The 23,599-nt window shown below is 31.7% G+C and carries 19 protein-coding genes, 1 pseudogene and 1 other annotated feature; of the genes and pseudogenes, 17 read left to right on the top strand and 3 right to left on the bottom strand.

Going from position 1 to position 23,599, the window contains the following annotated elements; all coding sequences use genetic code 11:
- Nucleotides 1-79: 79 nt before the first annotated feature.
- The 10 genes from ACREV6_RS23220 to ACREV6_RS23175 all read left to right on the top strand — a co-directional run bounded on the left by ACREV6_RS23220 (nucleotide 80) and on the right by ACREV6_RS23175 (nucleotide 12,843).
- Nucleotides 80-3,868, top strand: a complete 3,789-nt coding sequence (locus ACREV6_RS23220) for a phosphoribosylformylglycinamidine synthase (protein WP_431580411.1) — start codon at nucleotides 80-82, stop codon at nucleotides 3,866-3,868.
- A gap of 325 nt (nucleotides 3,869-4,193) precedes the next feature.
- The gene (gene purE / locus ACREV6_RS23215) at nucleotides 4,194-4,673 is read left to right on the top strand and encodes a 5-(carboxyamino)imidazole ribonucleotide mutase (protein WP_431580410.1); all 480 of its coding nucleotides are present in this window, start codon (nucleotides 4,194-4,196) and stop codon (nucleotides 4,671-4,673) included.
- Between the two features lie 27 nt (nucleotides 4,674-4,700).
- The gene (purC, locus tag ACREV6_RS23210) at nucleotides 4,701-5,408 is read left to right on the top strand and encodes a phosphoribosylaminoimidazolesuccinocarboxamide synthase (protein WP_431580409.1); all 708 of its coding nucleotides are present in this window, start codon (nucleotides 4,701-4,703) and stop codon (nucleotides 5,406-5,408) included.
- 40 nt (nucleotides 5,409-5,448) lie between these two features.
- Entirely contained in the window at nucleotides 5,449-6,888 is a 1,440-nt protein-coding gene (gene purF, locus ACREV6_RS23205; protein WP_431580513.1) for an amidophosphoribosyltransferase, read from the top strand.
- Between the two features lie 8 nt (nucleotides 6,889-6,896).
- The gene (gene purM, locus ACREV6_RS23200; RefSeq protein ID WP_431580408.1) at nucleotides 6,897-7,895 is read left to right on the top strand and encodes a phosphoribosylformylglycinamidine cyclo-ligase; all 999 of its coding nucleotides are present in this window, start codon (nucleotides 6,897-6,899) and stop codon (nucleotides 7,893-7,895) included.
- Nucleotides 7,883-8,491: a phosphoribosylglycinamide formyltransferase gene (gene purN / locus ACREV6_RS23195; RefSeq protein WP_431580407.1), complete on the top strand. Its 609-nt coding sequence runs from the start codon at nucleotides 7,883-7,885 to the stop codon at nucleotides 8,489-8,491. Before purM ends, purN begins: the two co-directional genes overlap by 13 nt.
- Before the next feature lie 54 nt (nucleotides 8,492-8,545).
- On the top strand, nucleotides 8,546-10,048 hold the full coding sequence (purH, locus tag ACREV6_RS23190; RefSeq protein WP_431580406.1) for a bifunctional phosphoribosylaminoimidazolecarboxamide formyltransferase/IMP cyclohydrolase: 1,503 nt from the start codon (nucleotides 8,546-8,548) through the stop codon (nucleotides 10,046-10,048).
- A gap of 82 nt (nucleotides 10,049-10,130) precedes the next feature.
- On the top strand, nucleotides 10,131-11,375 hold the full coding sequence (gene purD / locus ACREV6_RS23185; protein WP_431580405.1) for a phosphoribosylamine--glycine ligase: 1,245 nt from the start codon (nucleotides 10,131-10,133) through the stop codon (nucleotides 11,373-11,375).
- Between the two features lie 607 nt (nucleotides 11,376-11,982).
- Entirely contained in the window at nucleotides 11,983-12,246 is a 264-nt protein-coding gene (locus tag ACREV6_RS23180; protein WP_431580404.1) for an ATP cone domain-containing protein, read from the top strand.
- 57 nt (nucleotides 12,247-12,303) lie between these two features.
- Nucleotides 12,304-12,843 carry an NUDIX hydrolase gene (locus ACREV6_RS23175; protein ID WP_431580403.1) on the top strand — a complete coding sequence of 180 codons (540 nt, stop codon included), beginning with the start codon at nucleotides 12,304-12,306 and terminating at the stop codon, nucleotides 12,841-12,843.
- A gap of 95 nt (nucleotides 12,844-12,938) precedes the next feature.
- On the opposite strand, the gene ACREV6_RS23170 is transcribed toward ACREV6_RS23175, so the two are convergent.
- The gene (locus ACREV6_RS23170) at nucleotides 12,939-13,694 is read right to left on the bottom strand and encodes a TSUP family transporter (RefSeq protein ID WP_431580402.1); all 756 of its coding nucleotides are present in this window, start codon (nucleotides 13,692-13,694) and stop codon (nucleotides 12,939-12,941) included.
- A 287-nt stretch (nucleotides 13,695-13,981) separates the two neighbouring features.
- Between ACREV6_RS23170 and ACREV6_RS23165 the strand changes: the two genes are divergently transcribed.
- The 6 genes and pseudogenes from ACREV6_RS23165 (at nucleotide 13,982) to ACREV6_RS23140 (ending at nucleotide 17,205) form a co-directional block, all read left to right on the top strand.
- Entirely contained in the window at nucleotides 13,982-14,368 is a 387-nt protein-coding gene (locus ACREV6_RS23165) for an RDD family protein (RefSeq protein WP_431580401.1), read from the top strand.
- Between the two features lie 17 nt (nucleotides 14,369-14,385).
- A complete protein-coding gene (gene rlmD / locus ACREV6_RS23160) occupies nucleotides 14,386-15,747 on the top strand; it encodes a 23S rRNA (uracil(1939)-C(5))-methyltransferase RlmD (protein WP_431580400.1) in 1,362 nt (453 codons plus the stop codon).
- A 40-nt stretch (nucleotides 15,748-15,787) separates the two neighbouring features.
- Nucleotides 15,788-16,078 (top strand): histidine phosphatase family protein, encoded by a 291-nt coding sequence (locus ACREV6_RS23155; RefSeq protein ID WP_431580512.1) that lies wholly within the window; start codon nucleotides 15,788-15,790, stop codon nucleotides 16,076-16,078.
- A gap of 154 nt (nucleotides 16,079-16,232) precedes the next feature.
- A pseudogene (locus ACREV6_RS23150) lies at nucleotides 16,233-16,316 on the top strand (IS200/IS605 family transposase); the annotation flags it as partial.
- A 34-nt stretch (nucleotides 16,317-16,350) separates the two neighbouring features.
- On the top strand, nucleotides 16,351-16,755 hold the full coding sequence (locus tag ACREV6_RS23145) for a hypothetical protein (protein ID WP_431580399.1): 405 nt from the start codon (nucleotides 16,351-16,353) through the stop codon (nucleotides 16,753-16,755).
- A gap of 309 nt (nucleotides 16,756-17,064) precedes the next feature.
- Nucleotides 17,065-17,205, top strand: coding sequence for a hypothetical protein (locus tag ACREV6_RS23140; protein WP_431580398.1), 141 nt, complete (start codon nucleotides 17,065-17,067; stop codon nucleotides 17,203-17,205).
- Nucleotides 17,206-18,153: 948 nt separating this feature from the next.
- Here ACREV6_RS23140 and asnB read toward each other — a convergent pair.
- Complete coding sequence (asnB, locus tag ACREV6_RS23135) at nucleotides 18,154-19,743, bottom strand: asparagine synthase B (RefSeq protein ID WP_431580397.1); 1,590 nt, start codon at nucleotides 19,741-19,743, stop codon at nucleotides 18,154-18,156.
- A gap of 51 nt (nucleotides 19,744-19,794) precedes the next feature.
- Nucleotides 19,795-20,049: a binding site (T-box leader), on the bottom strand.
- Nucleotides 20,050-21,383: 1,334 nt separating this feature from the next.
- Here asnB and ACREV6_RS23130 point away from each other — a divergent pair.
- Nucleotides 21,384-22,598, top strand: coding sequence for an NAD(P)/FAD-dependent oxidoreductase (locus tag ACREV6_RS23130; RefSeq protein WP_431580396.1), 1,215 nt, complete (start codon nucleotides 21,384-21,386; stop codon nucleotides 22,596-22,598).
- A 168-nt stretch (nucleotides 22,599-22,766) separates the two neighbouring features.
- On the opposite strand, the gene ACREV6_RS23125 is transcribed toward ACREV6_RS23130, so the two are convergent.
- Nucleotides 22,767-23,531 (bottom strand): DeoR/GlpR family DNA-binding transcription regulator, encoded by a 765-nt coding sequence (locus ACREV6_RS23125; RefSeq protein ID WP_431580395.1) that lies wholly within the window; start codon nucleotides 23,529-23,531, stop codon nucleotides 22,767-22,769.
- Nucleotides 23,532-23,599 lie beyond the last annotated feature (68 nt).

Genomic DNA, 23,599 nt, shown 5'->3' with positions numbered 1-23,599 from the left:
TATACTATAAATATAACGAATTATAAAAAACATTTAATGCTTAATATTCGTATAAATTTATATTTTGGAGGTATTAATCATGGAAAATAAGATATATAGGTTATATGTAGAGAAAAAAGCGAACTATAATGTTGAAGGTGAAAAATTATTAAGGGATATAGTAATAAATTTGGGTATAGTGGGCCTTACAGGACTTAGATTAATTAATAGATATGATATTATGGGAATATCAGAAAATCAGTATCAAAAGTCAAGAAATACAATATTTTCAGAACCTACAGTAGATGAGGTTTATGATGAAGAGCTAAATGTATGCCAGGGAGAAAGCGTGTTTGCTATTGAATATTTGCCAGGTCAATATGATCAAAGGGCGGATTCAGCTGCTCAATGTATACAAATCTTAACTCAAAAGGATAAACCTATAGTTAAAACAGCAAAAATTATAATATTAAAAGGTAATATTACTAAAAGTGAAATAGATGAGATTAAAGAATATTGCATAAATGCTGTAGACTCTAGAGAAACAGGACTAGAAAAGCAAAGTGATTTAGAGCAAATTTTTGATGAACCAGAGAAAGTAGCTATAGTAGAATCTTTTATTGATATGACTGAGGTGGATTTAAGAGAATTTTTAAATGACAAGGGTCTTGCTATGAGCTTTGAAGATTTAAAATATTGCAGAGAATATTTTAGGGAAACTGAAAAGAGAGACCCAACCATAACGGAGATAAAAGTTATAGATACTTATTGGTCAGATCACTGTAGGCATACTACCTTTAATACTGTAATTGAGGATGTTTATATAGAAGAAGGTAAGTATTCTAAACCAATTAAAGAGGCTTACGCGGAATACTTAGATACTAGACAATTTGTTTACGGTAAGACCCCTAGAGCTGTAACATTGATGGATATGGCAGTAATTGGAATGAAAGAGTTAAGGAAAAAAGGAAAGTTACAGGACCTGGATGTTTCAGACGAAATCAATGCATGCAGCATAATTGTAGAAGCAGATATTGAGGGTGAGAAGGAAAAGTGGCTAGTAATGTTTAAAAATGAAACTCACAATCACCCAACTGAAATAGAACCTTTTGGAGGGGCGGCTACTTGTCTTGGTGGGGCCATAAGAGATCCATTATCAGGTAGGAGCTATGTGTATCAGGCGATGCGTGTTACAGGCTGTGGTGATCCAAGAGGCCGGATTTCAGATACCATAAAAGGAAAACTTCCTCAAAGAAAAATAACTCTTGAAGCTGCTCATGGATATAGTTCTTATGGAAATCAAATAGGGCTTGCTACAGGACTAGTTTCTGAGGTCTATGATGAAGATTTTGTTGCTAAAAGAATGGAAGTAGGAGCAGTTATTGGAGCAGTGCCCTATGGAAATGTGGTTCGCGAGACGCCGATAGCTGGTGACAGCGTTATACTTCTTGGTGGAAAAACAGGTCGAGATGGGTGTGGTGGAGCTACAGGATCATCTAAGCAGCATAGTGATAGTTCATTACGAACTTCAGGAGCAGAAGTTCAAAAGGGTAATGCACCTACAGAGAGAAAAATTCAAAGACTATTTAGAAATCCAGTGGTTACAAAACTTATAAAGAGATGTAATGATTTCGGTGCAGGTGGAGTGTCTGTAGCTATAGGGGAACTGGCAGACGCACTTATAATTAATTTAGATGCTGTGCCAAAGAAATACCATGGCCTAGATGGCACAGAACTTGCCATATCAGAATCTCAAGAACGTATGGCTGTTGTTGTTAGACACCAGGATGCTGCGTTATTTATAAAACTTTCAGAAGAGGAAAATTTGGAAGCTGTGGAAGTAGCAAAAATAACTGATGACAACAGGCTTAAAATGATATGGAAGGGAAAAACTATAGTTGATGTAAGTAGAAGCTTTCTAGATACCAATGGAGTTAAACAGTGTTCAGACGTAAAAGTATCAGCCCCAAGTGAAAGTGAATACTACTTTTCAAAACACACAAAAATAAATTCTGAAAAATCAATAAAAAAATTATGGAATGAGACTTTACAAGATCTTAATGTTTGTAGTCAAAAGGGTTTAGTGGAGAGGTTTGATAGTACTATAGGAGCAGGGACAATTTTAATGCCTTTTGGTGGAAAGTTTCAGAAAACACCAATTCAGGCTATGGTAGCAAAATTACCTGTACTCCTTGGAAATACAAATACTGGTACGATAATGTCCTATGGATACAACCCTAAATTATCTAAATGGAGTCCTTTTCACGGAGCTGCCTATGCGGTAATAGATTCTGTAACAAAGGTAGTAGCAAATGGTGCAGATTATACAAATGTTAAACTTACCTTCCAAGAGTATTTTGAAAAATTATCAAAAGACCCACAAAAGTGGGGTAAACCATTTTCAGCATTACTTGGAGCCTGCCATGTGCAAAAACAATTTGGTATTGCAGCTATTGGTGGAAAAGATAGTATGTCCGGTACTTTTAATGATATGAATGTACCACCAACCTTGGTGTCTTTTGCAGTAGACCTTGTAAATACAGACAAGGTTATATCTCCAGAGTTTAAAAAGCATGATAGTCAGGTAGTTTTAATTTATGCAAATATTTGCGAAGATGGATTACCTGATCTTGAAAAGCTTGGTCAAAACTTTAAATTAGTAAAGAAATTAATAGATAATGGGAAGGTTTTATCAACTTATGCAGTAGGAACTGGAGGCCTGGCAGAGGCAATATCAAAAATGTGTTTTGGTAATAACGTAGGGTTTAAATTTGCAAGGGATATTCAGGTGGAGGACATATTCAAAGAGGATTATGGCAGTATAGTAATGGAAATGGATAATAGTGTACTTCAGGAGCTGATTAAAGACAATGCAAATATTGTAGTACTTGGAAATACTCAAAAGGAGCCAGTTATTACGGTGCTTTCAGAGACTATTAGTTTAGAGGAAGCGCTATGCAATTGGGAAGGTACGCTAGAGAGTGTATTTACTACAAAAGTAAATAATGCAAAAATAAATAGTTGTAGTGATAAAATTCAAGTAAATGCTGGGGAGTTTAAATCTAAATCTAAAGCTACAATTAAAATTGCAAAGCCTAGAGTTATAATTCCTGTGTTCCCTGGTACTAATTGTGAATATGATTCTATGAAAGCTTTTGAAAAAGCTGGGGCGCAGGTGGAAATAGTGGTAGTAAACAATTTATCCTCTGGGAATATTGAAAAATCTATAAAAGTTATAGCAGAAAAGATAAGAAATTCCCAAATAGTTATGCTTCCAGGAGGATTTAGTGCTGGTGATGAACCAGATGGGGCCGGTAAATTTATGGCTACATTTTTTAGAAATCCTATAATAGAGGAAAGCATACATGAGTTATTAGAAAATAGAGATGGATTAATTCTTGGAATATGCAACGGATTTCAAGCCTTAATAAAACTTGGACTACTCCCTTATGGAAAAATAACTGAGATAACTGAAAATAGCCCAACTTTAACCTACAATGAAATTGGTAGACATATATCGCGTATGGTGAAAACTAAAGTAGTTTCAAACAGGTCTCCTTGGCTTAGTCATTTGAAAGTTGGAGATGTTCATACTATCCCAGTATCCCATGGAGAAGGTAGATTTGTAGGGAACGGCGAAGTTATTAAAAAATTATTTGAAAATGGGCAAGTAGCAACTCAATACGTAAATTTTGAAGGCGCTCGAAGTTATGATATAGACTTTAATCCAAACGGTTCAATGCAGGCTATTGAAGGAATTACTAGTTTAGACGGAAGAATTTTTGGAAAAATGGGTCACTCTGAAAGAGTAGGCTCCAATATTGGGAAAAACATTATTGGTGAAAAAGATCAAAAAATATTCCAGGCAGGAGTAAATTATTTTAAATAGAATTTGAAACATACGAAGTAGCAGTAAGTATAGTACTTTTATACTTACTGCTTTTGAATTTTTTGTAAATTAATAGCATAAAAGAGACAAGCAAAAACCTTAAAACACGAACAATAAATAAGATATAACTAATTAATTGTACATATGAAGATGTAAACACGAACAATATTAACAACATCAAGATTAATATATTGACTTAGCAAAAAATAGATGTTAAGATAAAAATATAAAATAACAATAGTTCATAAATATATTTTATGGTATAGTCCTTTTTTTATTGGAAATTATAAGAGGTGATTACTATATTTCAATTGGAGGTAAAAAGATGAGTGTAGGAATTGTTTTTGGAAGCAAATCAGATAAAGAGGTAATGAAAAATGCAGCAATAGTACTTAAGGAATTTAAGGTGGAGTACGAAGTACATATTTTATCAGCTCACAGAGTACCAGAGAGATTATTAGAAGTAATAAAGGAAATGGAAAACAGAGGTGTAGAATGCATTATAGCAGGCGCAGGGCTTGCGGCACATCTTCCAGGAGTAATTGCCTCACAGACAGTAATGCCGGTGATTGGAGTGCCAATTAAGGCGGCTATGGAAGGCATAGACTCACTACTTTCAATTGTACAAATGCCAAAAGCTATTCCAGTTGCTACGGTGGGCATTAATAATAGCTATAATGCTGGAATGCTTGCAGTTCAAATCTTATCCCTTAAAGACTCAGAAATTAAAAATAAATTAATAAAATATAGAAAAGAAATGAAAGAAAAATTTATAGCAGAGAATGAAGAAAAGGTTGAATTTTAAAATAAAAATATTAAGGAGTGGTTATTAATGGGAGATTCAGTATTGTTATATGAGGGAAAAGCTAAAATAATGTACAGCACAGATAATAAAGACCAAATTAGAGTATATTATAAAGATGATGCAACAGCTTTTAATGGAGTTAAAAAGGCTCAAATTGAGAATAAGGGAATTTTAAACAATAGCATAACTGTTGCATTATTCGAATTACTCGAGAAAAAAGGTATAAGAACTCATTTTATCAAAAAATTAAGTGACAGAGAACAACTTTGTAAAAAGGTTGAAATAATACCTCTTGAAGTAATTGTAAGAAATGTAGCAGCTGGTAGCATGGCCAAAAGATATGGAATTGAAGAAGGTACAAAGCTAAAAACAACAGTCTTTGAATTAAGCTATAAAAATGATGAATTAGGTGATCCACTTATAAACGATTATCATGCAGTAGCTATGGGACTTGCAACTTTTGAAGAACTATTAGAGATATACCATATAGCTTCGGAAATAAATGATATTCTAAAGGATGTTTTCCTCCAAAAGGATATAAATTTAATAGATTTTAAAATAGAGTTTGGAAGATTTAATGGAGAAATACTTTTAGCGGATGAGATATCACCAGATACTTGTAGATTTTGGGATGTTAAAACAGGAGAAAAATTAGATAAAGATAGATTTAGAAGAGATTTAGGCAATGTTACAGAGGCATATGTGGAAATATTAAATAGAATTAGTGGTAAATAAGATATAATATCTAAAGGCTAGAGAGCAATAACGAGGAGGAATTTCTTTGAATGAAATTATAAATTTAGATGAAGTATCCATTAATGATGAAGATAAGTTTAAAGAAGAGTGCGGTGTGTTTGGTATTTTTTCACCGGATAAAGACTTAGATGTAGCATCTTTAACTTATTATGGCCTTTATGCCTTGCAGCATAGGGGAGAAGAAAGTGCTGGAATAGTATATTCAGATGGAGTTAACCTTGTTTGTGAAAAGGCGATGGGCCTTGTATGTGATGTTTTTAATGAAAAGCAAATTAAAGCTATGAAGGGTCATGCAGCCATTGGACACGTTAGATATTCCACTACAGGAGGCAGCGAATTAAAAAATGCACAGCCACTACTGAGTAAATTTAAACTAGGGGATATAGCTATTGCGCATAATGGGAATTTAGTGAACGCAGATGTTATAAGAGAGCTACTAGAAGATTGTGGACACATGTTTCAAACATCCATAGATTCAGAAGTTATACTAAACCTAATCGCTAGAGGTGCAAAAAAAGGTGTGGAAAAGGCCGTAGTGGACGCCATTCAAGCTATTAAAGGTTCCTATGCAATAGTAATGCTTACAAAGGAAAAGTTAATAGGGGTTAGAGATCAAAATGGCATTAGGCCTCTTTGTCTAGGGACAATAGGAAATAGTTATGTTATTGCATCGGAAAGTTGCGCACTAGACGCAGTAGGTGCAGATTTTTTAAGAGATGTAAATCCTGGTGAGATTGTTATAATAGATGAAAAGGGGCTTACATCAATAAACTTCGCAGAAAAAACTAAAAATGCAACTTGCTCCTTTGAATATATATATTTTGCAAGACCGGACAGTACCATTGATGGAATTAATGTGTACACATCAAGAGTGATGGCGGGAGAACAATTATTTAAAGAATCACCTGTAGACGCCGATATGGTTGTTGGGGTTCCAGATTCAGGCATGGCGGCTGCTATAGGATATTCTAAAATTTCTGGAATACCTTTTGGAATGGGTCTTATAAAAAATAGATATGTGGGTAGAACCTTTATAAGTCCCACTCAAGAAATTAGGGAAAGAGCAGTATCTGTAAAATTAAATGCATTAAAAATAAATGTAGAAGGCAAAAGAGTTATTCTCATAGATGATTCAATAGTTCGGGGAACCACCAGCAAAAGACTAGTAGAAATATTAAAAAAAGCTGGAGCAAAAGAAGTTCATTTTAGGGTTTGTTCACCAGTTGTAAAATATCCTTGTTATTTTGGAATAGATACACCTTATAGAAAAGATTTAATTGGTGCTAATGTATCCGTAGAGCAAATAAGGCAAGAGATAGGTGCAGATAGTTTGGGATATCTAAGCATAGAGGGACTTCTTGAATCCTTGGGCCATACTGAATTTTGCTTAGGTTGCTTTAAGGGTAGATACCCAGTATCTGCTCCCTTTGAAAATGATAAAGATAGATTAGAAAGGTAGGGATATTCATGATAACTTATAAAGATGCAGGTGTTAATATTGAAGAAGGCTACAAGTCAGTAAAATTAATAAAAGAATTAGCAGCAAGTACTTTTACAAAGGGTGTTTTAAATCATTTAGGAAGTTTTGCTGGTATGTTTGAAATAGGTGAGGGTTATAAAAATCCTGTTTTAGTCTCAGGTACAGATGGCGTTGGTACTAAACTTGATATTGCATTTAGGATGAAAAAATATGGCACTGTAGGAATCGATTGCGTTGCTATGTGTGTAAATGATGTTCTTTGCCATGGTGCAAAGCCACTTTTCTTTTTAGATTATATAGCTTGTGGAAAACTGGAGGCACAAACTGCAGCACAACTAGTAAGGGGTGTATCAGAAGGGTGTATTCAAGCTGGATGTGCACTTATAGGCGGTGAAACTGCTGAAATGCCAGGATTCTATAGAGACGGCGAATATGATATGGCAGGATTTACTGTGGGTATAGTGGATAAGCATAAAATTATTGACGGGTCAGCTATTAAAGATGGTTATTCCCTTATAGGAATTGAGTCTTCGGGACTTCATAGTAATGGCTATTCCTTAGTTAGAAAATTAATACCAGATTTAGATACTGATTTTAATGGAGATAAGATAGGGAATACACTTTTGACCCCAACAAAAATTTATGTGAAAACTGTACTAAACCTTATAGAAAAGTTTGATATAAAGGGTATGGCACATATAACTGGTGGTGGTTTTTATGAAAATATACCAAGAATGTTTAGTGACAAGTTCACAGCAGTGGTAGATAAAAATAGTTTTAACACTCCAGATATATTTAAACATCTTATTTCCCTTGGGGTAACTGAGCAGCATATGTACAATACATATAATATGGGAATAGGTTATGTATTATGTGTTGAAAATAGTGATACACTTAAGGTTATAAAGACCATTGAGGATTTAGGAGATAGAGCATATAAAATTGGTCATGTTGAAGCTGGAGGTGGCGGAGTTTGCTTAAAATAGCCCTATTAATATCAGGCAGTGGAAGCAATCTTCAGGCTATAATTGATAATATAGAAAGTGGATATTTAAACTGCTCTATAGAAGCGGTGATTAGTGATAAGGAAAATGTATATGGCATAGAAAGAGCAAAAGCCAAAAATATAAAAACCTATGTAGTGGATAAAAAACAATATGGTGCAAAAATTTCAGATGAAATATTAAAAATTTTAGATGGGAATGTAGATTTAATAGTGCTGGCTGGATTTTTATCAATACTTCAAGGGGATCTTCTTCAGGTATATAAAAATAAAATAATTAATATTCATCCAGCCCTTATACCAAGTTTTTGCGGACCAGGTATGTATGGAATAAAAGTTCATGAAAAAGCAATAGAATACGGTGTTAAAGTTTCAGGATGCAGCGTTCATTTCGTAGATGCAGGTACAGACTCTGGGCCAATTATAATTCAAAAGGTTGTAAAGGTTTATGGTGAAGATACTGCTATTGAACTTCAAAAAAGGGTTTTAGAGCAAGAACATATCGCACTTTCAGAAGCTATTAAATATATAAGTGAGAAAACTATAAAAATTGTTGGAAGAAAAGTACTAGGTATTTGATTATTACTTGGGCACATGAAAATAAATGTGCCTAACTTGAGAGGTGGAATAAGGATGATTAAAACAGCACTTATAAGTGTCTTTGATAAAGAAAATATATTAGACCTTGCAACAACCCTCACAAATAATGGGGTAGAAATTATATCCACAGGTGGAACTTTTAAATATTTAAAAGAAAATGGTATAAAAGTAGTTGAAATTTCCGATATAACAGGTTTTGAAGAGATATTAGATGGAAGAGTTAAAACACTACATCCAACTATTCATAGTGGGATTTTAGCCATAAGAGATAATAAAGAGCATATGGCAACTATCAAGGCTAAAGGAATAAAACCTATTGATATGGTAGTAGTTAATCTTTACCCTTTCTTTGATAAAGTAACAGAAAACATAAGTTTTGAGGAGAAAGTTGAATTTATCGATATTGGTGGACCAACAATGCTAAGAGCTGCTGCTAAAAACTTCAAGGATGTTATTGTACTTAGTGATACTAGTGATTATGAAAATATTATAAATAAAATGCAGGCTAAAGAAGAAGTAGATTTTGAAACTAGAAAATACCTAGCAGGTAAAGTATTTAATTTAATATCAGCTTATGATGCTGCTATAAGTAATTTCTTACTTGGCGAAGATACATATTCCCAGTATCTTTCTGTTTCTTATAAAAAACAAATGGATTTAAGATATGGCGAAAATCCACATCAAAGTGCAGCTTATTATGTTAACACAACAGAAAATGGAGCTATGAAGGATTTTAAGCAGTTAAATGGCAAGGAATTATCTTATAATAATATAAAAGACATGGACATTGCATGGAAGGTAGTATGTGATTTTGAGGAAACTGCTTGTTGCGGTTTAAAGCACAATACACCTTGTGGAGTAGCTATAGGTAATAATGTACTGGAAACATATAAAAAGGCCTACGCTTGCGATCCTATGTCTATATTTGGTGGCATTGTTGCTTTTAATAAAAAGGTAGACAGTGAAACAGCAAATGAACTTGTAAAGATTTTTTTAGAGGTGGTTATTGCGCCAGAATTTGACGAGGCAGCCTTAAAGATATTAAAAGCTAAGAAGAATTTAAGAGTTATACTATGTTCAAATAGTGCCACTGATAAAATGCAAATGGTTAAAGTCGATGGAGGAATACTGGTACAAAGCTCAGATGATAAATTAATTCAGGATATAAAAGTAGTTACACAAAACAATCCATCAGAAGATGAAATGAAAGATTTGATATTTGCAATGAAAGTTGTTAAATATGTTAAATCCAATGCTATTGTAGTAGTAAAAGATGGTGTCACTAAAGGAATTGGGGCAGGACAGGTAAATAGAATATGGGCAGCTACGCAAGCCTTAGAAAGAGCCGGGAATGGAAATGTAATGGCATCAGATGCATTTTTCCCCTTTGGAGACGTGGTAGAGCTAGCTGCTAAATATAATATAACATCCATTATTCAACCCGGTGGTTCTATTAAGGATGTAGAATCCATAGATATGTGCGATAAAAATGGAATTTCTATGGTGTTTACGGGTATTCGTCATTTTAAACATTAAGCTACTTTGGTAGGTATTAAGCTCATGGTGGAATAATAGTTATTCTACCATGAGCTTATTAAAAATATTAGGAGGCGTTTTTATGAAGGTGTTAATAATTGGTTCTGGGGGAAGAGAACATGCATTAGTATCAAAAGTTGCAGAAAATCCTTCTGTTGAGAAGGTGTATTGTGCTCCTGGCAACGGTGGCTCCCAGAGAGAAAATAAGTGTGAGAATATTAATATTACAAAAATAGATGAGCTTTTATCTTTTGCTTTGGAAAACAGAATAGATATTACCATAGTTGGATCAGAGGAACTGTTGGTGCAAGGTATAGTAGATAAGTTCAAAGAAAATGGACTTAAAATATTAGGACCTAGTCAAAAGGCAGCCAGACTTGAGGGAAGTAAAGCTTATTCAAAAGAATTTATGAAGAAATATGGCATAAAAACAGCAGCCTATGAAGTCTTTGAAAATGAAGATAAAGCTTTAGAGTATTTGAAAAAATGCGAATATCCAATAGTAATTAAAGCAGATGGTCTGGCAGCAGGAAAAGGTGTGGTAATTTGTAATGACTTTATCCAGGCTGAAAATAGCATAAATGATTTTATGATATTGGATATATTTAAAGGTAGCGGTAAGAAAATTGTAATTGAAGAGTTTTTGGAAGGTGTAGAAGCATCTATTCTTTCTATAACTGACGGGAAAGTAATAATTCCTTTTATATCATCAAAAGATCATAAACAAATATTCAACGGGGACATTGGACCTAATACAGGTGGTATGGGCGTTATAGCTCCAAATCCCTATTGCAGCAAAGAAGTATTAGATGAGTTTGAAAAACATATATTAAGGCCTACGCTTAAGGGAATTCAAGAAGAAGCAATGGATTATAAGGGCATAATATTTTTTGGTATAATGATAACTAGTAAAGGGGTATATTCCCTTGAATATAATGTGAGGCTGGGAGACCCTGAGACTCAAGCTGTTCTTCCGCTTATGAAAAGTGATTTTGTGGAGCTTGTGACTTGCGCTATAGAGGGGGACCTCCAGAACTTTGAGCTGCAATGGAATAGTGGATACTCTTGCTGCGTGATTGCTGCATCAGAAGGTTATCCAGGTAGCTACAATACTGGATTTGAAATAAGTGAGCAAGATAAACTGCAAGGTAAGTTATTTTTAGCTGGGGCTAAAGAAGAAGATGGTGTTCTTAAGACATCTGGTGGAAGAGTTCTAGGAATAACAGGTCTTGGTGAGACATTAGAAATTGCAACGGAAATAGCTTATGCTGATATGAAAAAAATTCAGTTCCAGGGAATGTACTACAGAACAGATATCGGAAAATAATTTTAAGTATGATTTTGATTTAGAGTTTTTTCTTAGATTACGCTATAAGGTCAAGTATATATTGCTAAAATGCGTTCACTTTGCCAAGTAATTCTAAAATTTATTTTATTCACAGTTGCTAAAAAATACAAACTCGCTAGCGCTCAAACATGTATTTTTCTTCACGCAACTGCAAATAAAATAAATTTGAATTGCTAAGGCACGTTCAAACGCATTCTACGCAATATATACTTTTGTTAGCATAATCTAAGAAAAAATACATAATTCTAAAATTACTATTATTTTTAACGGTAACAGACGTATGAAAACAGAATTAGGAATATTAAATTTCTCTGGAGTGACTTGCAATAAGAAACGATAAAACTGTTGAAATTAGAATTTCTAAATCAAATTTCTAGTTTAGAGTTCTTTTGCAAGGCAAGTAAGAGAAATTTAATATTCATTTTATGCTCCTATAAGTGGGTTTAGGGAGGATTCTTAAATTATATTGTGCATTGCACGTGAAAACATTGAAAAAAAGGTTGAAAATTGCGACAATTTCTTATATTATAGTAGTAATAAACATAAATTATGATTAGGTGACATTTATGCATAGGAGATGATAATTATGAAAGTTATCAAAAGCGATGGAAGACTTCAAAATTTTGATTTAAGTAAAATAAAAACTAGCATAGATAGAGCTTCAGATGATGCTAGGCAACCTCTTAATGAATCAGATCTTGAGAATTTAGCAAGGAACATTGAAAAAAGCTTGAAAAATTATCAAAAGGATAGTATTCATTCTGATATTATCCAAAAATTTGTATTGAGGGAGTTAGAAAAACAAGGGTTTAAAATTGTGGCTGAATATTATAGACAAGGAAAAATATAATAATGAAAGAAAGTGGATGAGTTAAATCATCTGCTTTTTGTTAGGGGGAGGATTTTTATGGAATTATGGGATATTTATGATGAACATAGAGAAAAAACTGGACGAACACATGAAAGAGGTATTCCTGTGAAGGAAGGCGATTATCATTTGGTGGTTCATGTTTGGATTGTTAATGATAGAGGAGAATTTCTAATTCAAAAGAGGCAACCCTGGAAAGAGGGCTGGCCTAATATGTGGGATGGTTCTGCTGCTGGGTCTGCAGTAGTTGGGGATAGTAGTAAAGTCGCTGCAATACGTGAAACAAAGGAAGAATTAGGCATTGATTTGGATATGAGTAGTGGTGAGATTTTATTCACTATTAAATTTTCTAGTGGATTTGAGGATATTTGGCTTGTAAGACAAAATATTGATATGAAAGAAATAAAACTTCAATACGAAGAAGTTGCAGATGCAAAATGGGCTAGTGAAAAGCAAATTAAACAAATGATAGGTGATGGTGAATTTATAGCATTCAATTACATTGATAAAATATTTGAACTGGTGAATTCTAACATAGTGAAACCTATCTTTCCTAGCCAAGTTAAGATAAAAAATTAAAAGAGAGAAATCATAAAAATACATTTAAATAAACTTTAACAACAAAAAAGTAGTTGGCCTGATTTAGCCATCTACTTTTGTTTGTTCTATGTAATTTATTGAAGTATATTTATAAGCATTTTCAAGGCAACTGCCAGGGACATGGTTACAAATATAGGTTTTATAAGTTTTGAACCTTTACTTAAGGCAATACTTGTCCCCATTTTAGCTCCTAAAATCATAGATACTGCAACTGGTATTCCAAACATATAATTTATTTTGCCGCTAAGGGCAAATAAAATTAGGGCTGTTACATTGCTTACAAAGTTTAAAATTCTAGCGTTAGCAGAAGAGGCTACAAAGTTGAATCCGAAGATATTTATAAATCCAAAAACTAAAAAAGAGCCAGTTCCAGGACCAAAAAAACCATCATAAAAACCTAGGGAAAGGGCGAGGACAATACCACCGAGTACATTTTTTTTAGTAAGTCCCTTAAATTTATCTTGGAGTCCCAAAGATTTGGAAAAAAGAGTATAAATTCCGATAAACATGATAAGAATTAATACTAGTGTATTTAGAAATTTTTGGTCTATATTTAGTACTGCTTTAACACCTAGCATTGAACCTACGAAAGTAAAGGGAATAAGGTATTTTAAAAGTTTGAAATTTGCCTTACCTGATTTTATAAATCCAAGAGAGCTAGTAAAAGAACCAGCAGTGGCGCTAAATTTGTTTGTACCAAGCACCATATGAGGTGGAAGTCCTGCAAGCATAAAGGCTGGTACACTTATGAGTCCGCCACCTCCAGCGATGGAATCTACAAAAGAAGCTAAAAAACCAGCCATGCATAGAAGAATAATTTTAGTAATCATATAACACCTACCTAATTTTTATTAAATCATCAGCAAATATATTGTTTAATAATCATTATAAGTGATTATGAATATAAATTAAAGAACTATATAAATTCACTCTAAGTCAGGGTATCACACAAAAACACCCTGTAAATTTTTAGATAATACATAATAGCCTCTTGATTTATACTTCATAAGTACGTATTATATATAGATGGGAGTAAAAAATCTTATGTATTTGTCCCATTACGTTTAATAAAATAAGGTTTTGAAAAATAATAGTATAATGAGAAGGAGGATTTACAATGTTAGAACAAAAAGATGTAAACAAAAGTGTTATTGAGGAATCAGATGATATAAATAATAAATCTGTAGGAAAAAACGAAGAATTAATAGGTGCAGATGTTAATAATCAAAATTCTAATGAGTACAAATCTATAAAACCTAATTTTATAGATACGCTAAAAGCTAACCTAATAGATTTGGTAATTATAGGCGGAATATCGGCAGTAGGGGTATTTTTGGCAGATGCAATTTTAAAATTAGCAGGATATTTTATAACTCAAAAGTTCCAAATGGGATTTATAATTTTTATGGTGGTTATGGTACTATACATGAGTATTATGGAAAGTGGTAAAAAATCCGCTACCATTGGTAAGAAAATATCTAGATTAATTATTACAAAAGGATAGGAGACATGGAAAAAACTATGCAAAAAAGAAAAGAATATGAATTTTATATAGAAGATATGGAGTTTCCAGCACAGGGCATAGCATTTCACGAAGGTGAAAAAGTTACTATTAAAAATACCCTACCAGGCCAAAAGGTAATTGGTAGAGTATTAAAGAAAAAACCAGATGGATTTCAAGCGAAACTTGTACGTGTCCTTGAGGATGTAGACTATAAGATTCAGCCGCAATGTACTATTACAGATTTATGTGGAGGCTGTAGTCATCAATTTCTTTCATATGAAAAACAACTAGAATTTAAGAAGCAGCAGGTATTAAGGTTGTTTGAGGGTGCAGAAATTAAAGATTTTGAGTTTTTAGGTATAGAGGCGAGTCCAGATCAATTCGAATATAGAAATAAAATGGAATTTACTTTTGGAGACTTCCAAAAAGATGGTGAATTAACTCTAGGTATGCATCTTAAAGGAAGAAGCTTTAGTATAGTTACTGTGGATGATTGTAGAATTGTAGATAGTGATTTTAGAGAAATTTTAAAATTAGTATTAAACTATTTTAAAGAATTAAAGTTACCACACTATAAAGTAATGGAGCATGCAGGGTATCTAAGAAATTTAGTTGTTCGAAAAGCTACAAGTACTGGTGAAGTATTAGTTAATATTGTTACTACAACTCAGATAGATTTTGATTTTAGTGAAATAACTAATATGCTTAAGGAATTAAAATGCGTTGGAAACATCACAGGAATAATACATACATTTAATGATGGCTTGGCAGATACAGTTCACCCTGATAAAACTTGCGTATTATACGGAAGAGATTATATCATGGAAGAACTATTAGGTCTTAAGTTCAAAATAAATGCCTTTTCTTTTTTTCAAACTAATACAAATGGTGCAGAAAAGCTTTATAGCTTAGTTAGGGATTTCTTAGGGAGCGCTAAATCAAAAGTAGTGTTTGATTTATATTGTGGGACTGGAACTATTGGACAAATTGTTGCAGCTAAAGCAAAAAAAGTTTTGGGAATTGAATTAGTAGAAGAAGCAGTCCATGCTGCAAATGAAAATGCAAAAATTAACAGTCTGGATAATTGTGAGTTTATAGCAGGTGATATAGCAAAGGTTATTAAAGAGGTGAAGGATAAACCAGATTGTATTATTTTAGATCCGCCAAGAGCTGGGGTTCATCCTGTAGCCTTAGATTATGTTATAAAGTTTGATGCGCCACATATAGTATATGTATCTTGTAACCCTAAAAGTCTAGTAGTTGATTTGAAGGAAATGATGGACAACGGATACAAGGTTCAAAAAGTAGTACTTATGGATATGTTCCCACACACACCTCACATTGAGACTATTGTAGACATAGTGAGGGTAAATCAGTAGGTTCAAGGGTTTAGATGTTTAAAACTTAATAAGATTATGAATTTTTCCGACGGTTCTTCAGGCCTGTCGGAAAAGTTTTTTAAAATGTATACCAATAATTTGTATAAGATCAATAATTATATGTAAGGACCTTAAAACCAAAATAAAGAACTATCTGAGCTCAGATAGTTCTTTATTTTGGTTTACCATAACATTTTATTATGTTGTATGTGGTAGAGATGTATGGAACCGTTCCAAAAAGGCTATTGAAGATATTATAAATAATGGCCTGGAAAATGTAGCAGTTGTGGCACATGGAGGAATGATAAGAGTCTTAATAAGTGGGTTTTAATATATTAAGTGTACAAAAATATTATGAATATAACATATAATATCTAATTATTACAATATTTGTGCGGAAAGCCCACTCCTTCAGGTGTGGGATGGATAGCATAGCTTGTGTATAATATATTTGTAAAATACATAAACTATGCTATTATAAATTCATGAAAAATAAATATAGAACAACTAAAACAACTGTATCTTTGATTAATTATAATTTTATATTTTGTCCAAGATATAAAAGAAAAAAATAATACCTAATGTTGAAGAGAGGTGAATATTGTGTCAAGTTATATATTGACATTAAAATTAGCTACAGAAATATATCAAGAAGATATATTAGATAAAAGATTAGAAATAGGTAGAAATATTTATAATAGTTGTCTAGGCGAATTATATAAAAGATATAACTATATGAAAGAATCTAAAGAGTATAGAAAAGTAGTTAAAATGAAAAAAGGCAAAGAACGTAATAAAGAATTTAACAAATTAAATAAAAATAATGGTTTGACAGAATATTCACTTCATAAGTACGTTAAGCTTATACAGAAACATTTTAAAGATAATATAGATAGCTTCACTACACAAAAAATAGCGACAAGATGTTTTAATGCTTTTGGGCAATTAATGCTTCATAAATGTAATAAAGTTTATTTCAAAAAATATGGCGAAATGAGTAGTGTTTAGGGTAAATCAAATAAAACTGGACTTAGATTTGTAGATAATAAATTAATATGGAATGGACTTGCGATAGATATAATTATAAATAAAAATGATGAATATGCACATGTATCATTATTAAATAAAATTAAATATTGTAGAGTAGTTAGAAAGTTCATTCGAGGTAAGTACAAATATTTTATTCAACTAATTTTAGAAGGAATTCCACCTGAAAAATATAATAAAGAAACTGGAGAGGTTAGGCATAGAATAGGAGAAGGAAATGTAGGTATTGATATTGGAACTAGAACTATTGCTTTTAGTAGTAAAAACGAAGTGAAATTATTAGAATTATGTCCAGAAGTTGAAAATATTGAACATGAAAAAATGATATTGCAAAGAAAATTAGATAGACAACGTAGGACTAATAATCCTAATAACTTTAATGAAAATGGAACTATTAAAAAAGCTTTCTAAGAACCCCTTGCTTTTAGGCATGGGAGTTAGAGTAATTTATGAAGTGTATGAGAAAGAAAATACAATTAAGATTTTAAGAATGTGGACACATTATCAGTAAAAAGGTGCTATAAGTAGACCCTTTTTTTACTCTCTTAATTAGGGTTTAATATATTCAACTACTAAAATCTATAAAGTTTGTATTTCAAAGCAAAAACGAAATTTGGCTATATTACTAGCTTTCATAACCTCATTAAGTTATATACAAACTTTTTGTTTATTTAATACGAACTTTAACTTTAATAGAAGGAGTTACTATAGATGGTAAGGTTTTTAAAATTAATAATAGAAAAGTAGTGGAATGAAACTTACCTTATGAAACCTTTATTTATCAGAATCATTTATATTTAACACTGTTGACGTATAAGCAGGATGTAGATTATAATTATTGTTGATTAAGGGAACGCTCTATTTTATAGAATATTAAGTATAAATATAGAAATATCAACGGGCTGAGCTATGGTATGTAGGTTAAATATTAAAGTTGAGTTTTATGGTGGCGATGCCACCCGTTTGCCACCGTTACACAAAATATTATTATATACCTCATATATGGCATTATATCAATGCTCACAGAGTATTATAAAATATATACAGATAAGATAAAATGCAAAATATAGACACACTCCTCACATTGAGACGGTAGTTCACCATAACATCTTATTATATTGTATGATATGATAGCGTTTATTTATAAATTTTAAGTAATAACTAATTTTACTACACTTCTTTACAGAGATAAAATAAGGCTAAGACGGAAGAGCTAAATCATATATTTGAAAGATATTATAGGGGTACAAATACTGGAAAGGTACATGAAGGTTCAGGGCTTCTTAGTTTTTTAATCTTCTTTTTTAGAATGTCCTTGACATAGGTACCAGTTTATAAAAGGTACCCTTATTTTCTTAATTATTTACCACTCAAACCATAATTTGACAATACTCTGGCGCTAGGATCGTTTACGTTACATCCTTCCCATTCTTTGTTTGGCATCCAAAAGTCTACTACCATTTCTGCTTGTAATGGATAATATTTTTCAAATAATTCTCTGTATAACAATGATTCTTTTGTGAATGGTTTAGAATTATATTTATACTTTTTACATAGTTTTTCAAATTCTTCATCAGAATAGCATGACTCTGCATATTCTTTTAAATAGTCCACCATAGAATGGCCTACAGCATCGCTAAATGCTGCTTTTTCCCGATATAAAATATTATCTGGAAGATAATCTCCTTGAAACGAATGTCTCAAAAGGTATTTACCCATGTTGTATTTGTTTAATTTCTTTTCAGGGTCGATGGACATAACATACTTTACAAAATCTAAATCCCCGAATGGTACTCTTGCTTCTATAGAATTTGAGCTGATACAACGGTCTGCACGAAGTACATCGTACATATAAAGTTCCCTTATTCTCTTTTGTGATTCCTTTTGAAATTCTTCTGCATTTGGAGCAAAATCAGTATATTTATATCCAAATAACTCATCAGAAATTTCACCGGTTAGAAGCACTCTTACATCAGAAATCTCGTGTATTTTCTTGCAAATCAAATACATTCCCATACTTGCTCTTATTGTGGTAATATCGTAGGTCCCAAGAAGTTTAATAACCTGCTCAAGTGATCCAAGCACTTCTTCTTTTGTCATATATAGAGTGGTGTGATCACTATGAATATAATCTGCAACTTCCTGTGCATATTTAAGATCAATTGCGTCGCCTGTCATACCTATGGCAAAGGTTTTAATTGGTTTTCCAGGATGCATTTTTTGAGCAATTGAACATACTAAGGAGCTGTCGAGGCCTCCACTTAACAAGAATCCTACAGGAGCATCAGCATCCATACGTTTTTTTATAGCAGTTACAAATTTATCATGAATTTTGCTGCAGATAACTTCTAAGTCATCATTACAATAATCACCCTCAGTTTCTGCGATATCAGAGTAGCATGTAAATTTGCCATCAGCATAATAATGTCCTGGTGGAAATGACATAATTTTGTATGTAAGACCAACTAAATTTTTCGCTTCACTTGCAAATATGATTTTACCTGATTCGGAATAACCATAGAAGAGAGGACGGATTCCAATTGGATCTCGTGCTGCAATGAAACTGTTCTTTTTTCCATCGTAGATGATAGTTGCGAATTCTGCATCTAATTTTGAAAACATATCTAGCCCATATTCATAGTACATTGGAAGCAATATTTCGCAATCACTATCAGAAATAAACTTATGTCCTTTTTCTATTAGGTCTTTCTTAATTTCACGGAAACCGTAAATTTCACCGTTACAGATGGATGCATCTGTATTCCTTGTGTATGGTTGCATTCCGCTAAAACTTAAATCCATAATAGAAAGTCTTTGAAACCCCAAAATACCAGATGGTAAAGTAAGAATCTCTGTCATATCTGGTCCTCTCGATTCGGTTCGTTGTAATGCTTCTGCAAATTTATCATGTTTCATGTCTGTTCCTGTATAACACATAATTGTACACATATTAATATACCTCCTTAATTTTAAATACAAAAAAAAGCCCTCATCCTATAAAAATAGGACGAAAGACTTATACTTCCGCGGTGCCACCTAAATTAGCTTATAAAGCTCACTTTAATCAGCACGGAATTAATATAAATTCGATACTGTCCAAGCTGTAACGGTTTGGCTCCGTCCAATACTACTCTTAATAAATTTCGTTTGGAAGCTCCGGGATGTTCTTCATTATTTGATTCGTATCAGTCTCTCACCACCACTGATTCGCTTTGACTACCTCATAATAACTACTCTTCCCATCAAGGCTTTTCTATTGATTATATGATATTTAATTTTGCATTTCTTTCATTTTACTTTGTATTTTATAATTGGTCAATAGTTTTATGAAATATTTCTTTAAATAAAATTCATTTTTTGAAATAATGGTTAATTTAAATATGATTGATACTATTAGAAATGGTATTAAAAAAATATTATTATGTCTATAATTTTAAAACTATAAAGTTAACAGTTTGTTTAAAAAGATTAAGACTTTTTTTCACAAAGAAATAATTCAAATGAATAATAGGAGGAAATTATTATGTTTAAAATAGGATTAGTTAATATAAAAGCATTGATTAAAAGATACATAAAATTAAATGATGTGGTGGAAATTCCGACCATTTTCCGCCGGTACATAAAATATGATTAGATATAATTAAATAAATTTAGTGCTTGAAAATTATTATATACCTCATATATGGTATTATATCAATGCTCACAGAGTATTATAAAATATATACAGATAAGATAAAATGCAAAATATAGACACACACCTCATATTGAGACTATTGTAGACATAGTGAAGGTATAACAGGGTTTAACAAGTGAATATTTAATTTGAATTGTCTATTTGCCACCGTAAATTATTTTATGGTGGCAATTTTATTATGTCCAAGAGGATTTTCATCAAAATGGTAAATATTTTTACGAAGTATAAGTTCGTCCCAAGTTTAAATATTGTTAATGGACTTATGAATTTTTAATCTTTTTAAAATAAACAATAAAACATAACACCAATATTATCGTCGATGTAGTGGATGCAACGCCCGCCTTAACAAATCGGTTTATATTGCTTTCAGAATGAAGGACATGTATCCAAAAATTCGAAACTATAAAGAATATTATCAATATTGATAATTTGATTTTTTTCAAATTAAACACACCTTTCTATTTGAGGTATTTGTTTAAACAATTGAGCACTTTCAATGTGGATTCATTTGCCCTATTAATCTCTTTTTTAGCTCCAAACGAGTGAATCGGAATAATCGATAAGCTCATAGTAAATATAGTTATAACCGACATTTTATGTAAAAATTTATTTGTTTAATATACTATCCTTTGTCAAAATATTAATTCTGTTTATTATATTACCATTTAATACATATTATTTATACCTTTTTACATGAAAAGGTATAAATAATATGTATTAATGAATTATTAAAATTTAAAAAAGAGTATGGAACAGCTTTAATATATTTTAGTAGTTCTAGAATATATTTGATAAATTTAGGAAAAAATAAATATACCTTACCTAGAGGTACCAGTAAAAGAAAATATTAATTAGTAGTGAATTGAAATTATATGTAAAAGGATAGGTGGTCATTATGAATACACAATATGTACAAGGAGATTGTATATTTGCAAGAATCAACAAAACGATAAAACAGTATGAGTATTTAACAGAGAATATAGAGACAGAAGTAGTAATAATAGGTGGAGGAGTCACTGGTGCAATTTTAGGATACTATTTTAGTAAAAATAATATTAATTGTGTTATTTTAGAGAAATCAAGAATAGGTCACGGCAGTACTAGTATAACAACCTCATTACTTGAATATGAGCTTGATAGTAATGCTATAGAGCTAAAGTCACATACAAGTATGGAGAATATAATAAAATCATATAAGTTGGGTATAAAGGCATTAGATGAAATTCAAGAGTTTATAGATAAATATGGGAATAAGTGTGATTTTAAAAGAGTAGATAGTTTTTTATATACAGCTAAGAAATTAGAAAAGAAGGAGATGGAAGAAGAATATGAGATTAGAAAAGAGGCTGGATTACCTGTAGAATTTATTGATGAAGATAATAATCCATTTTTATTTGATGTAAAGGGTGGTGTATTAGGTAAAGGTGGAGGGGCTGTATTTGATCCCTATAAATTTACCCATCATCTAATTGAGGTAAGTTGTAAAAAGGGGTTAAGAGCATATGAAAACACAGAGGTTATAGATGTTGAATATTGTAATGATGGTGTTACTGTAGAAACTGTGTACGGTTATAAAGTTAAAGGAAAAATTGTTATTGTAGCTACAGGTTATAATACAGGGCTTTTCACTAAAAGGGCCTTTGGAACTAAAACTACTACATTTAATATTGCAACTAGGCCAATAGATAACATTGAGGATATTTATAAAGACGTAGTTATTAGAGATAACAGAGTTCCTTATAATTATTTTAGAACAACTAGAGATAACAGGTTTATAATTGGAGGGGAGGATATAAACTTTTTACCAGATATATATAATGAAAAATTATGTAGTAAAAGTTATGAAATATTAGAACAAAGGCTAAAAACTTTATTTCCAAATTTAAATATAGAGATAGAATATAGATATTGTGGAGCGTTTGCATCTACTCAAGATAATTTGGGTTTTATAGGAAAAGATCCGACTAATTCTAAATTATGGTATTGCTTAGGTTATGGGGCAAATGGAATATTATTTGCTATGCTAGGTGGAATTATGTTAAGTAAATTATATTCTGGAGAAGTAGATAAAGATATGAACCTATTTAAAGTAGATAGATTTGATCACTAAACTAAACGGAAATCAACCAAACTTAAAAAGAGCAATATAACCTATGCTTTTTTTGGGGCCTCACAAATCTCAAGATTAATAGTATGTTCAAGTCAATTGCATTTTCAGCAAAAAGAAACTAATATTTCAGAAGAATATCTTGTATATCACAAAAAATAGCTGAAGATTTTAATCTTCAGCTATAATTATTTTTGATTTAAATTTATTAAAATTATTTATAGTACTTTTGGATAAATTAGAATCTGTTATAATATAATTAATTTTGCTAATTGGAGCAATATTGATTGTTACATCTCTACCAAATTTGCTACTGTCAGCTAATACAAATATTTCTCTAGATCTTTCTATAATAGTTTTTCTTATTACTGCTTCCTGCATGTTAAAATCAGAAATTCCATTTTCAATTGTAATTCCACCAGCACAAATGAAACTCTTTTGAATGTTCAGTTGTGAAAAATTAAAGATATAGTCATAAGATACTATAGACCTCTCATTATGCCTTACCTTACCACCAATTATAATAATTTCATGTTCGGTATTTAATAATTGGTTTAAAACTGGAATGGAGTTGGTTATTATGGTTAGCTTTTTTTTATTCATAATATTCTTTGCAATATGATAGGTGGTTGAACCACTGTCAATAAAAATACAGTCACCATCATTTATAAATTCACTACATTTCTTACCAATAGATTCCTTCTGTAGGAGTTTATTAGACATTCTTTTTTTCATAGTTGATTCACCTAAGGTGGCAGTTTTAATCTTTGCTCCTCCATATACCTTTTCAATCTTATTTTGTTTTTCTAAAATTGATAAGTCACGCCGAACTGTTTCTATAGATATGCCAAACTCACTCATGAATTCAGAGATTGTAACCACATCTTTTGTTGAAAGTAATTCCAAAAATTTATTTTGTCTTTCACTTGGTAGCATAAAATCACCCTAACATAGTTTTTTATTGTGTAACATTTAAATAAACACCAAGGAAGTATACTAGTCTA

Source organism: Clostridium sp. (assembly GCF_050717515.1).
Taxonomy (GTDB): Bacteria; Bacillota; Clostridia; order Clostridiales; family Clostridiaceae; genus Clostridium_AD.
The sequence above is the reverse complement of the archived record's forward strand: the minus strand, read 5'-3'. Positions and strand labels throughout refer to the sequence as shown.